This is a genomic window from Methylobacterium gnaphalii (genome assembly GCF_007992215.1).
In the GTDB taxonomy this organism is placed as follows: Bacteria; Pseudomonadota; Alphaproteobacteria; order Rhizobiales; family Beijerinckiaceae; genus Methylobacterium; species Methylobacterium gnaphalii.
Genome location: NZ_BJZV01000001.1, coordinates 265,545 through 277,326, shown reverse-complemented (window position 1 = coordinate 277,326; position 11,782 = coordinate 265,545). Strand labels below are relative to the sequence as shown.

Below are 11,782 nucleotides of genomic sequence, written 5' to 3'. Positions count from 1 at the left end.
CGATTGCCCTGATGAACCCCCTGCTCGTCTTTCTCGGTGCCGGTATCGGCGGCGTGCTGCGCCATGGCGTGAACATGATGGCATTTCGTCTGGGATCGAGCTTCCCTTGGGGGACTCTGACGATCAACGTCGTGGGCTCCATCGTCATGGGGCTCGTGACCGGCTGGTTCGCCCTGCGGGGCGGCAGCATGCAGGCCCGGCTCTTCATCGCAACCGGCATTCTCGGCGGTTTCACCACATTCTCGACCTTCTCGCTCGAGACCTTCGCGCTGTTCGAGCGCGGGGAGACGATTGCGGCGCTCGGCTACGTTCTCGCCTCGCTCATTGTTGGGATCGGCGGTCTCGCGCTCGGTCTGCTGCTGATGCGCCAAATCCTGTAAGCGAAGGCGATGGTCGACCTGCTGCAATCCTGGCGGTTCTGGGCGCTACTCTCGGCAGGATTTGCAGCCCTGACAGCGATCCTGGCCAAAGTCGGTGTCACGGGTGTCGATTCCGATGTGGCGACCTTCGTACGCACCGTCGTCATTCTTTTCCTCACCGGCGCGATCGTTGTCGCAGCCGGGCAGACCCAGGCCCTCGGCCAGCTCCCCGGGCGCAGCGCGCTGTTCCTGGTGCTGTCGGGCCTTGCCACGGGCGCCTCGTGGCTCTGCTACTTCCGTGCGCTGTCGCTCGGCGATGCCGGCCGCGTCGCGCCGATCGACAAGCTCAGCGTCGTTTTGGTGGCGATCTTCGGCGTGGTCATCCTCGGTGAGCGCCTCTCGGGCATGAACTGGCTCGGCGTCATGCTGATCGGGGTTGGTGCCGTGCTGGTGGCATACCGATGATGAATAGGTGGCTGACTCTGTTCGCAGCGCTTTGTGCGGGGTGGTCGTCGGCCCGGGCAGGCAGTCCGTTCGTAGACGCCGCCAGCATCGTACCGGGCCTCAGCGTTGAGATGCGCTATGCCGGCTCGCACAACTTCGTCGGCCGACCGATCGCCGGCTATGAGGCGCCGCGCTGCCTGCTGACGCGACAGGCCGCACGGGCACTGGCCAGAGCGCAGGCCGATCTCGCCCGCCGCGGCTATGGCCTCAAGGTTTTCGACTGCTACCGGCCGACCCGCGCCGTCGCCGACTTCATGGCTTGGGCCGCCGATCCTGCCGAGACCCGGATGAAGGCCGAGTTCTATCCGCGCATCGACAAGCGCGACCTGTTTCGGCTCGGCTACATCGCGACGCACTCCGCACATTCACGTGGCTCCACGGTCGACCTCACCCTGATGCGCCTCAACCGCGGGGAGGTCGATATGGGCACACCCTTCGACTGGTTCGGCCCGGAATCGGCGCCGGGCTGGCGGCGTCTCGACCCGGCGCAGCTGGTGGCGCGCGGCACCCTGCGCGCGGCGATGATTCGTGCCGGCTTCCGGCCCTACGCACAGGAATGGTGGCATTTCACGCTGGCCGGCGAGCCTCATCCCACCACTGCCTTCGACCAACTCGTGCGCTGAGGCCCACCCGGTCGCGGCGCCAAGCCAATGCAGCGTTTCGCATTTCCGCGATATATTTAATTCTTCTAATTCTGCAGATCAGATCTAATCAAAACTGGCTGATTTTTAGTATTTCCAATATTTTTGCAAAGACTTGATCAGACTGACAGCTTCGTTCACTAAAACGCTCATGTCGAAAGCGTTCAGCCCGATCGATATTCAGCCATCCCGTGCTTCTGTGGCCCTGACGGCGCCGCTGCCATGGCGCCTCGACCTCGGCAGCCTCGACGATGAAGTGGCACGGATCTTCGACGCGATCAGAGAATGCGCGCGGATCGCGTGGTGGGACGGATCCGCCATCGGCCTTCAACTGAATGGCGTCCTGGGCTTGTTCGATATGCTCGACGCAGATCCCGCCTCGGACAGAGGAGACAAACTTTGAGTGCCGGATCGTCGATCGCGGTTCGCCCCGCCGAGGAGCGTTGCCGCCAATCGTCGCTGGAGCGCGCGCTCACCTGTGCGTTCTGGCGGACCGTGCAGAATGAGCCGATGCCGGTGATGGCAGCGCTCGAAGCGGCGGCTCGCGCGCTCGGCCGTCTCTACCGCCAGACCGCGGCCGCGCACGGCCCCGGCGGGAGCTGCGGCTGCGGCTGGCAGCCCGATCCGGAGGCTGACCTGATTGTGCTGGAGGCCATGCTCGCCGCCGCTATGATGCAGCAGCCCGTCGAGGATCTCGCCGAGATGGAAGTCGCGGGCCGGGCCTAACCGGCCCTCAACCCCGAGCCAGCGCTGTCTCGATCGACCGCGCCACGGCGAGCGCCTGCCCGTCCCGACCGAACCGCGCGATGATCTGCACTCCGAGCGGCAATCCATCGCCCGGTACCGGCAGGTTCACGCAGGGCACACCCATCAGGGTCCAGAGCCGGTTGAAGCGCGCGTCTCCCGTCGAGGTAAGCCCGCGCGGCGCGCGACCCGGGGCGGAGTAGGTCAGGATCGCGTCGAACTCTCCGAAAACGTCTTTGAGCTGGCGGCGGGCATGGTGCGCTTCACGCCGCGCCGCGTCGTATTGCGCGGCCGTGAGCGCCTGCGCGCGATCGAGTTGCGGCCCGAGCAGGATGGGCAGGGCCTCGCGGTGGTTTGCGTATTCCCAGGCCAGCGCCTGGCGCGCTTCGAAATCCTGAATGATGGGGTGCAGTTCCCAGGCTCGCGCAAAGGCATCCGGCAGCGTCAGATCCGTGACGATGGCGCCCGCCGCTTCAGCGGCGCGCGCGGCGCGCGACAGTGCCTCCGCAGCATCTGGGTCCGCCTCTCCGGCAAACCCCTGCAGGCACAGGCCAATGCGGGACGCGCGCGGCGCATCGTCGGCGAGGTCGATCTCCGGGCGGTCAGCGATCAGCGCGAGCGCGCGGGCGATGTCTGGGATCGATGCGCCGAACAGGCCAAGCGTGTCGAGCGCCCATGAAAAGGTCTTGACCCCAACCGTCGGCAGCAGGCGGAACGAAGCCTTGATCGCGGCGACGCCGCAGAAAGCGGCCGGCCGGATCACCGAGCCGCCGGTCTGCGTCCCGAGAGCCAGCGGCAGCATGCCGGCCGCAACCGCGGCGGCAGTCCCTGAAGACGAGCCGCCCGGCGTATGGCCATGGTCGTGCGGGTTGACGGTTGCCGCCGGATCGAGACCGGCGAAGGCGGTCGTTGCGGTCTTCACCAGGGGCACCGCACCGAGGCTCCGCAGCCTCGAGACGATGGCCGCATCGGCCCTCGGCTGCCAGCCCCGATAGATCGGCGAGCCCATCTGCGTCGGCAGGTGCGCTGTATCGATGATGTCCTTGATGCCGACGGCGATGCCGGCGAGCGGCCCCTCCTCCGGCACGATCGGCTCCGGATCGCTGCTGACGATCGCGCCGATGATGGGATCGCGCTCGGCGATAGCCGCCTGCACCTCGGCCACAGCTTGTCGGGGCGCGAGCCGGCCTTCGTTGATGCGCGTGCGGAGTTCGGTCAGGGAAAGCATGGCAATCGTTCTGGAGGCCCGACGGTCGCTGTCAACACTTGTCCACCACCGCCACAGCTGACTGGCGGCAATGTTAGCGGCTCGTTTACGCGAGCCTTCGCATTGTCGCGACCATGTGGCGTATCGTACTCGCATTCTCGATTCCGGCGGTGTTCCTCGCCGGGCTGGCCGGTTGCGCCGTCAACCGGTTCGAGGCCCGTGCGCCCTGGCGCGACAAGGCCGAGAGCATGTGCATTGCCCGCGGGCTGGTTCAACCAACGGCCTATGTCTCGCTCGGCAAGGAGATCGACGGTCCCGGCCCCTGCGGCATCCAGCAACCGTTCAAGATCACGCGGCTCGGAAACGGCAGCGTCGCCCTCAAGCAGCGCATGACCCTCGGCTGCTCCGCCCTGGCCGAAACCGAGGCTTGGCTCGCCGACACGATCCAGCCAGCGGCGAACCTGTATTTCGGCGTGCCGGTGACAGAGATCAACGCTGGAACCTATTCCTGCCGCGGCCAGAACAATCAGGTCGGCGCCAAGCTGTCGGAGCATTCCTACGGCAATGCCATCGACATCATGTCTTTCAAGCTCGCCGACGACCACGTCATCACGGTGAAGGGTGGCTGGCGCGGCACCGAGGCCGAGCAAGCCTTCCTGCGCGAGGTCTTCACCGGGGCCTGCGCCCGCTTCACCACCGTTCTCGCGCCGGGCTCGAACGTCTTCCACTACGACCACATCCACGTCGATCTCGCCCGGCACGACCCGCGTGGCCTGCGCCGGATCTGCAAGCCCCTACTGAAGTTCGAGCCGCAGATCGGCGCCAACGGCCAGCCACGCCAATTCGCTAGCCCGCGGCCACCCGTCCGCCAGCCGGCACCGCCCCAGGCACCGATCGACCAGGAAACGGACGAGCCCTACGGCGCGGCCTCATCGCGTGGCAGTGCCTCCCAGTACGCCCGTGCGCCCTCACCGCGCTCGGCCTACGCCGCCGCACCGCCCTCCCGTTTGGGAGCGGCCGCGATGGAGGCTGACGAGCCTTCCTCCTTCGACGTCGAGTCGTCCGCGCACTCGATCTACTGACTGGCCGGCCTCTGGCGGGTGTGCCTCTGACTCCCCAGCTGGCGCAAAAACGTGTGGCGCGGGGCGCGCAAGCTTGACTTGCCCCCGCGGGAGGCCATCGTTCGGGACAACGATCTGATCCCGCAGAAGCGATTGTACGACGCGATGCGCAAGCCACTAGCCTACACCGCTCTCACCCTGGGCTTGCTCGCGCTTCAGGCGATGCAGCCTGCCTCGGCCCGCTCCGCCCGCGAGGAGATCTCGCCGGCTGAAGAGCAGGTCTTCCCCTACGACGCCAACATTCCCGGCTGCCAGGACACGGCCGTGCTCGAGGAGATTTCCAGCAAGTTCGCCGAGAAGGAGGCGAAGTACTGGAACACCACCCTGACCATCTCGTCCTACGACTCCATCAGCCGAACCGCCTGGCGCCCCTATGGCGTCGACTTCATCCCGCGCCGCTTCTGCTCGGCGGTGGCGACGACCTCAGACGGCGTGCGCCGGCGGATCGACTACTCAGTGCGCGAGAGCCTCGGCTTCATCAGCGCCACCTGGGGCGTCGATTATTGCGTGCACGGCCTCGACCGGAACCTGGCCTACGCCTATTCCACCGCCTGCCGGATGGCCCGCCCCTGATGCGTCTTCTCGGCCTCGCGCTCCTCGCATTCTTCGCCGCGACGGGCGCGCAGGCTCAAGATTACGGAGGATTCCGGGGCCGCGGCGCAGGTGGAACGCCCGGCTCTTTCGATTTCTACGTGCTCGCGCTGTCCTGGTCCCCGAGCTACTGCGCCGGCCCGGGCGCCTCGCGCGATGCGGACGGACAATGCTCGCCCGGACGCGGCCTCGGCTTCGTCGTGCACGGCCTCTGGCCGCAATACACCCGCGGCTTCCCCTCGAATTGCGGCGCCTTCCCGCGTCCGCTGACCCGCGACGCCCTGTCGGTGGCCGGCGAGATCATGCCGAGCGCCGGGCTCGCCCGACACGAATGGAAGACCCACGGCACCTGCTCGGGCCTCGACCCGGTCGCCTATTTCAAGGCCGTGAAACAGGCGCGACAGGCCGTGACCATTCCGGAAGCCTTCCGCAAGCCGAATTCCAGCCAGCGCGTCGCGCCGCTCGAGATCGCGCGGCAATTCGTGGAGGCGAACCAGGGCCTACGCACCGACATGATGGCGGTGACCTGCAAGCGCAGTCAGCTCGAAGAAGTTCGGATCTGCTTCGACAAGGATCTCAAGGGCTTCGTGAGCTGTCCGACCGTGGCGCGCCAGGGCTGCCGTGGTGGTGAGGTCGAGATCGACGCGGCGCGCTGATCCGGGCCAGTTGCCGTTCTGGCGCGAAGCCGGTTAGGGCTCGATCCGACGGCCCCGGCCGTGCGCGATCGAGGATCACACCATGACCAGCTCGCCCAATCATTCGAGCTGCCGCCTCGTCCAGGCCGGCGCAGCCTTCACCGGCAAGCAAGGACTCGACTACGCCGTCGGCATCTCGGCAGAGAGCGTCGGTGCCAAAGGCATCCACCTCCAACTCGTCACCATCCCGCCGCTGGCTAAGGCAAAGGCACACAAGCACGAGGCGCACGAGACCGCGATCTACGCGCTGAGCGGCGTATCGGGCTGCTGGTATGGGGATGCGCTCGAGGAGCACGCCATGGTCCAGCCGGGCAACTTCTTCTACATCCCGGCCGGCGTGCCGCACCTGCCCTACAATCCCAGCGCCGACGCGCCCTGCATCGCCGTGATTGCCCGGACCGATCCGAACGAGCAGGAGAGCGTCGTGCTCATGCCCGAGCTCGATGCCATTCGGCCCGATCCGTTCTCGGGCGCGGCCGAGGACTGAGGCCACGTCTGGAGATCGAAGCCCTGAACTACCGCCATGCCTTCCACGCCGGCAACTTCGCGGACGTGCTGAAGCACCTCGTGCTCACGCGCGTGCTCGTGCACCTTGCCGCGAAGGACAAGCCATTCCGCGCCATCGACACCCATGCAGGGCTCGGGCTCTACGATCTGACCGCTGACGAGGCCGGCCGGACGGGCGAGTGGCTTGAGGGTTGGGGCCGGCTCGACGCGCGGTTCTCTGACGCGGTGGAGGCGCTGCTCGCGCCTTATCGCGCGGCCGTCTCGGCGGTTCGCGAGCGCCATGGGCCGACGATCTATCCCGGCTCACCGGCATTGATCCGCGAGTTCCTGCGCAGCGGCGACAAGGGCGTCTTCGTCGAGCTGCACCCGGCAGACGCAGCCACGCTGGCCGATCGCTGCCGAAGCGACAGTCGCACCAAGGTGCTGCATCTCGACGGCTGGACGGCGCTCGGCGCGATGATCCCGCCGCCGGAGCGGCGCGGCCTCGTCCTCACCGATCCGCCTTACGAAGAGCGCGGCGAGATCGACCGTCTCGGCCAGAGCCTGCTCAAAGCAGCCCGGAAATGGCCGACGGGGATCTTCCTCGGCTGGTATCCGATCAAGGACGTTGCCGCGATCGACCAAATGATCGCGGCGCTTGATCGCGCGCTGGATCGGCCGGCGCTGCGCATCGACCTGATGATCGACCGGCCTGATGACGAGACCCGCCTGCACGGCACCGGCCTCGTCGTGATCAACCCACCTTGGATGCTCGCGGCTGAGGCCGATCTGTTCCTGCCGGCGCTCGCCGAGCGCCTGGCACGCGGGGGATACGGGGCGTTTCGCTGCGACCGGCTCGGCCGCGAGGCCTGAGCCTCAGGCTGCCACCCGCCCTTCCAGCGGAAACACCTTGGCCGGATTCATCAGCCAGGCCGGATCGAACACGTTGCGCACCCGCATCTGCTGCTCAAGATCCTCGCGGGTATACTGAAACGGCATCAGCTCGCGCTTCTCGATGCCGACGCCGTGCTCGCCGGTGAGGCAGCCGCCGACCTCGACACAGAGCTTCAGGATCTCGTCGCCGGCGGCTTCCGCCTTCTGCAGCTCGCCGGGCGTGTTGATGTCGAACAGGATCAGTGGGTGCAGGTTGCCGTCGCCGGCATGGAAGACGTTGGCGACGCGAAGGTTGTGTCCGGCGCAGATCGCGCCAATCCGCTCCAGCACTGTGCCGAGTTGGCCGGTGGGAATGGTACCATCCATGCAGATGTAGTCGGAGATACGGCCCGTCGCGCCGAAGGCGGACTTGCGGCCTTTCCAGATGGCGGCGGACTCGGCTTCGGACTTGGAGACCCGGATGCTGGTCGGCCGGTAGTCCTTCGCAATAGCCTCGATCCTCGCGAGGATATCCTCGCATTCCTCGTCGCAGCCCTCGACCTCGATGATCAGCATCGCCTCGGCATCGCGCGGATAGCCGGCCTGCGCGAAATCCTCCGTGATCAGGATCGCTTCCTTGTCCATGTACTCGATCGCCACCGGGATGATGCCGGCGGCGATGATCGCGGCCACGCACCGGCCGGCGTCGTCTACCGACGAGAAACCGACGAGAACCGGACGGGCCCCCTCCGCCGCACGGATGATGCGCACGGTCGCCTCCGTGACGATGCCAAGCTGGCCCTCCGAGCCGCAGATCAACCCGAGCAGGTCGTAGCCGCCGCTGTCGAGGTGATCGCCGCCAATCTGGACGACGGTGCCGTCGTTGGTGACCAGGGTGACGCCGAGCAGGTTGTTGGTGGTGACGCCGTATTTCAGGCAATGCGCACCGCCCGAGTTCATGGCGATGTTGCCGGCGATGGTGCAGGCGAGTTGGCTCGACGGATCGGGCGCGTAGAAGAAGCCTTCGTGGCTGACTGCGCCGGAGATCGCCAGATTGGTAATGCCGGCCTCGACCCGTGCCGTGCGGTTGGCGAAGTCCATGTCGAGCACACGAGTCATCTTGCCCACGCCGATGATGACCGCATCCTCCTGCGCGATGGCTCCTCCGGCGAGCGAGGTACCGGCACCCCGCGCGACCACTGGCACGCCTTGGCGGTGGCAATAGGCCATCACCGCCGAGACCTCTTCGGTCGTCGACGGCAGCACCACTGCGAGCGGGATCTTGCGGTAGGCGGTGAGGCCGTCGGACTCGAAAACCCGGCGCTCGTCCTCGGTCGTCACCAGAGCCTCGGGGGAGACGAGCGGGCGCAGCCCCTCGATGATGGCCTCGCGGCGGGCGAGGATGTCGGCGTTCGGGGTGGGGAAAGCGATCGACATCCAGCATGTCCTCCCTGGCTCGGCGGCGCGGTTCAGGCCGCGCGGGCGGCCATCGCGCTCATCGTCTCGGCTTCACCGGCGCCGCCGCCGCGTGAGCAAAGCCGGAAGCGGCACCCTATCGGAAATCGGCCGGGCACGCACGCGCGCCAGATCGTCACCGAGCCCACGTGAAGTCCATGCCAAAGCGACGCTTTCGCTGCGAACTGACGGGAACCTGGGTAGCGCTTCCAGTCTTTATCTGTTCTAAAGCTGGGCGGCTTTATCCCAGCCCAAGAGCGGCCGTTGCTGCTCACACGGAGGAATTTTGATGCGTCATCTCATCCTCGGCGTTGCGTTCGCTGCGCTTCTTCCCCTTGCTGCCCATGCCGAAGGCGATGCCGCTGCCGGCGAGAAGGCCTTCGCACCCTGCAAGGCCTGCCATGCGTTCGGCAAGAACGGCGCAGGCCCGGATCTCAAGGGTGTCGTCGGCCGCAAGGCAGCCGCGCATGAGGGCTTCAGCTACTCGGATGCGCTCAAGAACTCGGGTCTGACCTGGGACGAGGCGACCTTGAAGGAGTGGATCGCGGATCCGAAGAAGAAGGTGCCGGGCAACAAGATGATGTATGCCGGCGTCAAGGACGAGAAGAAGCTCAACGATATCATCGCCTATCTCGCCTCGCAGAAATAAACATCGCGATTGCGAAACCGCTGAAGCGATTCAGCGGGCTGCAGTTATCGGGAAGCCGCTCTACGGAGCGGCTTCTTTTTTGTCTCGACCTAGATCAGCCGGCAGCGCGCACCGTCGCATCTGAGTTCGCGCGCTCGTGCAGCTCACCGCGCATCCCGGCCAGGGTTTCGAGCAGGGTTCGGCGGGCCTCCATGTCGAGACCGGTCATACCGCCGACGTCGAGCGGCAGGCACTCCATCTTGCCTTTCAGACTACGCCCCTTCTCCGTCAGGAAGATGCTGACTTGTCGCTCATCCGCCCTGTCGCGCACCCGGCGGACCTGGCCGGCGGCCTCCAGGCGCTTGAGCAATGGTGTCAGTGTGCCGGAATCGAGAAAAAGCTTCGTCCCGATATCCTTCACCGTCAGCCCTTCCTCCTCCCAGAGAACGAGCAGAACGAGGTATTGCGGATAGGTCAGGTCGTGGTGGCTGAGCATAGCGCGGTAGGCACGGCCGAAGGCATGCGCTGCGGAATACACCGCGAAGCAGAGCTGATTGTCCAATCGTTGCGGGTCGTCGGCCCGGCCCGGCTTTCTCATTCTCGTCGCCCTCATCCCATACCGGCCGAGCGAACGCGCCGCCCGCCCGAGCTTGCCGCAGCAATGCCAACGGCTCGCCATCTCGAACTCCAGAGCGGAGGACGGGATGCTTCGGCACATGATCGGCGGCTAAGCGCCCATTGTTAAAGGATGATTGGGCCGCACACAATCAGTGGACCCATGCGCGTTTGGTGAGTGTGACCATCGTGCACGCAACCCCAAGCCCAGCGGTGTGTGGGACTTACCGACCCTTGATCAGGAGTGCGCGAACCTTGCCGGGGACTCGCTGAGTGCGACAGAGCGGAGAGGATGCGCGCTTCGCCACCACCGTCGCCGGCTTTGGCGAGACCCTGCGCGGCGACACATGGATGGCGAGCCCAAGCTCGATAACGTCTTGACGATTGTGCCCGCTGCGCGCGGTTCGGACCCGATCGGCTATCGCTCGGAGTTCGTCCAACTCATGCGCGGCGAAGACCGCGCAGGCGCTGCACCCGTCACGGCGGTGGATTATTCTTCGCCAGCAGGCTTCGGCAGTACCGGAAGCAAGGGTGAGATCCGCAAGCTCGTGATCCGGTTCTTGGCCTTGCGCACCACCTGGAAGCGGAAGCCGTGGAAATTGTAGGTGGTCCCCGTATCGGGGATCGCCCGCGCCTCGTGGATGACGAGGCCGGCGATGGTGGTGGCCTCCTCGTCCGGCAGGTTCCAGTCCATGGCCCGGTTGAGGTCGCGGATCGGTACGCCGCCATCGACCGTAACCGAACCGTCCGGCTGGGGGCGGACACCCGAAATCGTGACGTCATGCTCATCGGCGATATCGCCGACGATTTCTTCGAGGATGTCCTCGAGCGTGACGAGGCCCATCACCTCGCCATACTCATCGACCGCGAGCGCGAAGTGCGTTTTGCGTGCCAGGAAGGCCTTGAGCTGATCGCGCAACGAGGTCGTATCCGGCACGAACCAAGTCTCCAGCGCAAGTTCCTCAACCTTGAGGCTCGCCGGATCGCCGCCGGCCGCATCCAGCGCCCTCAGCAGGTCCTTGGCGTGAAGCACGCCGACGATGTTTTCGTGCTTCTCGCGCCAGAGCGGCATGCGCGTATACGGCGAGGCCAGCACCTCGCGCACAATTTCTTCCGAGGGCAGATCCGCACTGATGGTCCGCATCTTGGTGCGGTGGACCATGACCTCGGAGACGGTGAGCTCGTTGAGGTCGAGCAGGCCGCCGAGCATGTCCCGCTCGGCCTTCTCGACGCCGCCCTCGCGGTGGAGCAAGGCCACCTGCCCGCGGATTTCCTCTGTCGCCGACAAGATCGAGCCGTGCGCGCCGATGGAGATGCCGAAGGGCTTGAGAATCAGGCGCACGATCGCCTCGGTCGCTACCGCCAGAGGGCCAAGCAGGCCGACAGCGAAGGCGACGGGTTGCGCCATCAACAGGGCAAGCCGGTCGGGATTGCTGATGGCGAGCGTCTTCGGCAGCACCTCGGCGAAAACGATGACGAGCACCGACATTGCGACGGTGGCGTAGATCACGCCGCTCGAGCCGAAGAGGCTGGTGAGCACGTTCGTGGTGAAGGCAGAGGCGCCGATTGCGACGACGTTATAGCCGATGAGCATCGCGCCGATGAAGCGCTCGCGCATTGCAAGGATGCGGTTGACGAGTCCAGCCTGGCGATTACCGCCCGTCTCGAGGGACAGCATCCGTGCCCGTGACGCAGCGGTGAAGGCGGTCTCTGCCCCGGCAAAGAACGCCGAGAGCAGCAGCGAGATCACCACGATGCTCGCTGCCAGCCAGACCTCGGAAGTGTCGTTCATGGATTTCGGTCGTTCCCGCGGCCCACATGGGGGCGCCGTCGGCTTTTCCTCTAGCAGCGGCGCGGCCGGCT

Annotated in this window: 15 protein-coding genes; 11 read left to right on the top strand and 4 right to left on the bottom strand. The window is 66.2% G+C overall.

Going from position 1 to position 11,782, the window contains the following annotated elements; genetic code table 11:
- Positions 1-8: 8 nt before the first annotated feature.
- From crcB to MGN01_RS01260, 5 genes are all read left to right on the top strand, one after another.
- Complete coding sequence (crcB, locus tag MGN01_RS01280) at positions 9-380, top strand: fluoride efflux transporter CrcB (protein WP_174804540.1); 372 nt, start codon at positions 9-11, stop codon at positions 378-380.
- Positions 381-389: 9 nt separating this feature from the next.
- Positions 390-824: an EamA family transporter gene (locus MGN01_RS01275; RefSeq protein ID WP_147044755.1), complete on the top strand. Its 435-nt coding sequence runs from the start codon at positions 390-392 to the stop codon at positions 822-824.
- Positions 821-1,486: a M15 family metallopeptidase gene (locus tag MGN01_RS01270; protein WP_307725948.1), complete on the top strand. Its 666-nt coding sequence runs from the start codon at positions 821-823 to the stop codon at positions 1,484-1,486. Before MGN01_RS01275 ends, MGN01_RS01270 begins: the two co-directional genes overlap by 4 nt.
- A 169-nt stretch (positions 1,487-1,655) precedes the next feature.
- Positions 1,656-1,907 (top strand): hypothetical protein, encoded by a 252-nt coding sequence (locus tag MGN01_RS01265; RefSeq protein ID WP_147044754.1) that lies wholly within the window; start codon positions 1,656-1,658, stop codon positions 1,905-1,907.
- Complete coding sequence (locus MGN01_RS01260) at positions 1,904-2,230, top strand: hypothetical protein (protein ID WP_147044753.1); 327 nt, start codon at positions 1,904-1,906, stop codon at positions 2,228-2,230. Before MGN01_RS01265 ends, MGN01_RS01260 begins: the two co-directional genes overlap by 4 nt.
- 7 nt (positions 2,231-2,237) lie before the next feature.
- Here MGN01_RS01260 and MGN01_RS01255 read toward each other — a convergent pair whose 3' ends face one another.
- Complete coding sequence (locus MGN01_RS01255; protein ID WP_147044752.1) at positions 2,238-3,476, bottom strand: amidase; 1,239 nt, start codon at positions 3,474-3,476, stop codon at positions 2,238-2,240.
- Between the two features lie 113 nt (positions 3,477-3,589).
- On the opposite strand from MGN01_RS01255, the gene MGN01_RS01250 reads away from it, so the two are divergent.
- The 5 genes from MGN01_RS01250 to MGN01_RS01230 all read left to right on the top strand — a co-directional run bounded on the left by MGN01_RS01250 (position 3,590) and on the right by MGN01_RS01230 (position 7,221).
- Entirely contained in the window at positions 3,590-4,537 is a 948-nt protein-coding gene (locus MGN01_RS01250) for an extensin-like domain-containing protein (protein ID WP_147044751.1), read from the top strand.
- A gap of 201 nt (positions 4,538-4,738) precedes the next feature.
- On the top strand, positions 4,739-5,149 hold the full coding sequence (locus MGN01_RS01245; RefSeq protein WP_373319175.1) for a hypothetical protein: 411 nt from the start codon (positions 4,739-4,741) through the stop codon (positions 5,147-5,149).
- Positions 5,149-5,823: a ribonuclease T2 family protein gene (locus MGN01_RS01240; protein ID WP_147044749.1), complete on the top strand. Its 675-nt coding sequence runs from the start codon at positions 5,149-5,151 to the stop codon at positions 5,821-5,823. Before MGN01_RS01245 ends, MGN01_RS01240 begins: the two co-directional genes overlap by 1 nt.
- An 82-nt stretch (positions 5,824-5,905) precedes the next feature.
- A complete protein-coding gene (locus MGN01_RS01235; RefSeq protein ID WP_147044748.1) occupies positions 5,906-6,349 on the top strand; it encodes a cupin domain-containing protein in 444 nt (147 codons plus the stop codon).
- Between the two features lie 65 nt (positions 6,350-6,414).
- Positions 6,415-7,221 carry a 23S rRNA (adenine(2030)-N(6))-methyltransferase RlmJ gene (locus tag MGN01_RS01230; protein WP_238257902.1) on the top strand — a complete coding sequence of 269 codons (807 nt, stop codon included), beginning with the start codon at positions 6,415-6,417 and terminating at the stop codon, positions 7,219-7,221.
- Positions 7,222-7,224: 3 nt separating this feature from the next.
- Here MGN01_RS01230 and MGN01_RS01225 read toward each other — a convergent pair whose 3' ends face one another.
- The gene (locus MGN01_RS01225) at positions 7,225-8,658 is read right to left on the bottom strand and encodes an FAD-linked oxidase C-terminal domain-containing protein (protein ID WP_147044746.1); all 1,434 of its coding nucleotides are present in this window, start codon (positions 8,656-8,658) and stop codon (positions 7,225-7,227) included.
- 307 nt (positions 8,659-8,965) lie between these two features.
- Here MGN01_RS01225 and MGN01_RS01220 point away from each other — a divergent pair, with 307 nt between their 5' ends.
- Positions 8,966-9,325, top strand: a complete 360-nt coding sequence (locus MGN01_RS01220; RefSeq protein ID WP_147044745.1) for a c-type cytochrome — start codon at positions 8,966-8,968, stop codon at positions 9,323-9,325.
- 94 nt (positions 9,326-9,419) lie between these two features.
- Here the strand turns inward: MGN01_RS01220 and MGN01_RS01215 are convergent, their stop codons facing one another.
- Together MGN01_RS01215 and MGN01_RS01210 are read right to left on the bottom strand one after the other, a co-directional pair.
- The gene (locus MGN01_RS01215; protein ID WP_147044744.1) at positions 9,420-9,902 is read right to left on the bottom strand and encodes a MarR family winged helix-turn-helix transcriptional regulator; all 483 of its coding nucleotides are present in this window, start codon (positions 9,900-9,902) and stop codon (positions 9,420-9,422) included.
- A 507-nt stretch (positions 9,903-10,409) separates the two neighbouring features.
- Positions 10,410-11,711, bottom strand: a complete 1,302-nt coding sequence (locus tag MGN01_RS01210; protein WP_147044743.1) for an HlyC/CorC family transporter — start codon at positions 11,709-11,711, stop codon at positions 10,410-10,412.
- Between the last annotated feature and the right edge of the window lie 71 nt (positions 11,712-11,782).

Bases quoted from the DNA above. Each gene is read 5' to 3' on its own strand.
- MGN01_RS01250 (WP_147044751.1), top strand. From the start codon at position 3,590: ATGTGGCGTATCGTACTCGCATTCTCGATTCCGGCGGTGTTCCTCGCC.
- MGN01_RS01275 (WP_147044755.1), top strand. From the start codon at position 390: ATGGTCGACCTGCTGCAATCCTGGCGGTTCTGGGCGCTACTCTCGGCA.
- MGN01_RS01255 (WP_147044752.1), bottom strand. From the start codon at position 3,476: ATGCTTTCCCTGACCGAACTCCGCACGCGCATCAACGAAGGCCGGCTC.
- MGN01_RS01245 (WP_373319175.1), top strand. From the start codon at position 4,739: ATGCAGCCTGCCTCGGCCCGCTCCGCCCGCGAGGAGATCTCGCCGGCT.
- MGN01_RS01270 (WP_307725948.1), top strand. From the start codon at position 821: ATGATGAATAGGTGGCTGACTCTGTTCGCAGCGCTTTGTGCGGGGTGG.
- MGN01_RS01235 (WP_147044748.1), top strand. From the start codon at position 5,906: ATGACCAGCTCGCCCAATCATTCGAGCTGCCGCCTCGTCCAGGCCGGC.
- MGN01_RS01210 (WP_147044743.1), bottom strand. From the start codon at position 11,711: ATGAACGACACTTCCGAGGTCTGGCTGGCAGCGAGCATCGTGGTGATC.
- MGN01_RS01265 (WP_147044754.1), top strand. From the start codon at position 1,656: ATGTCGAAAGCGTTCAGCCCGATCGATATTCAGCCATCCCGTGCTTCT.
- MGN01_RS01225 (WP_147044746.1), bottom strand. From the start codon at position 8,658: ATGTCGATCGCTTTCCCCACCCCGAACGCCGACATCCTCGCCCGCCGC.
- MGN01_RS01240 (WP_147044749.1), top strand. From the start codon at position 5,149: ATGCGTCTTCTCGGCCTCGCGCTCCTCGCATTCTTCGCCGCGACGGGC.
- MGN01_RS01215 (WP_147044744.1), bottom strand. From the start codon at position 9,902: ATGAGAAAGCCGGGCCGGGCCGACGACCCGCAACGATTGGACAATCAG.
- MGN01_RS01220 (WP_147044745.1), top strand. From the start codon at position 8,966: ATGCGTCATCTCATCCTCGGCGTTGCGTTCGCTGCGCTTCTTCCCCTT.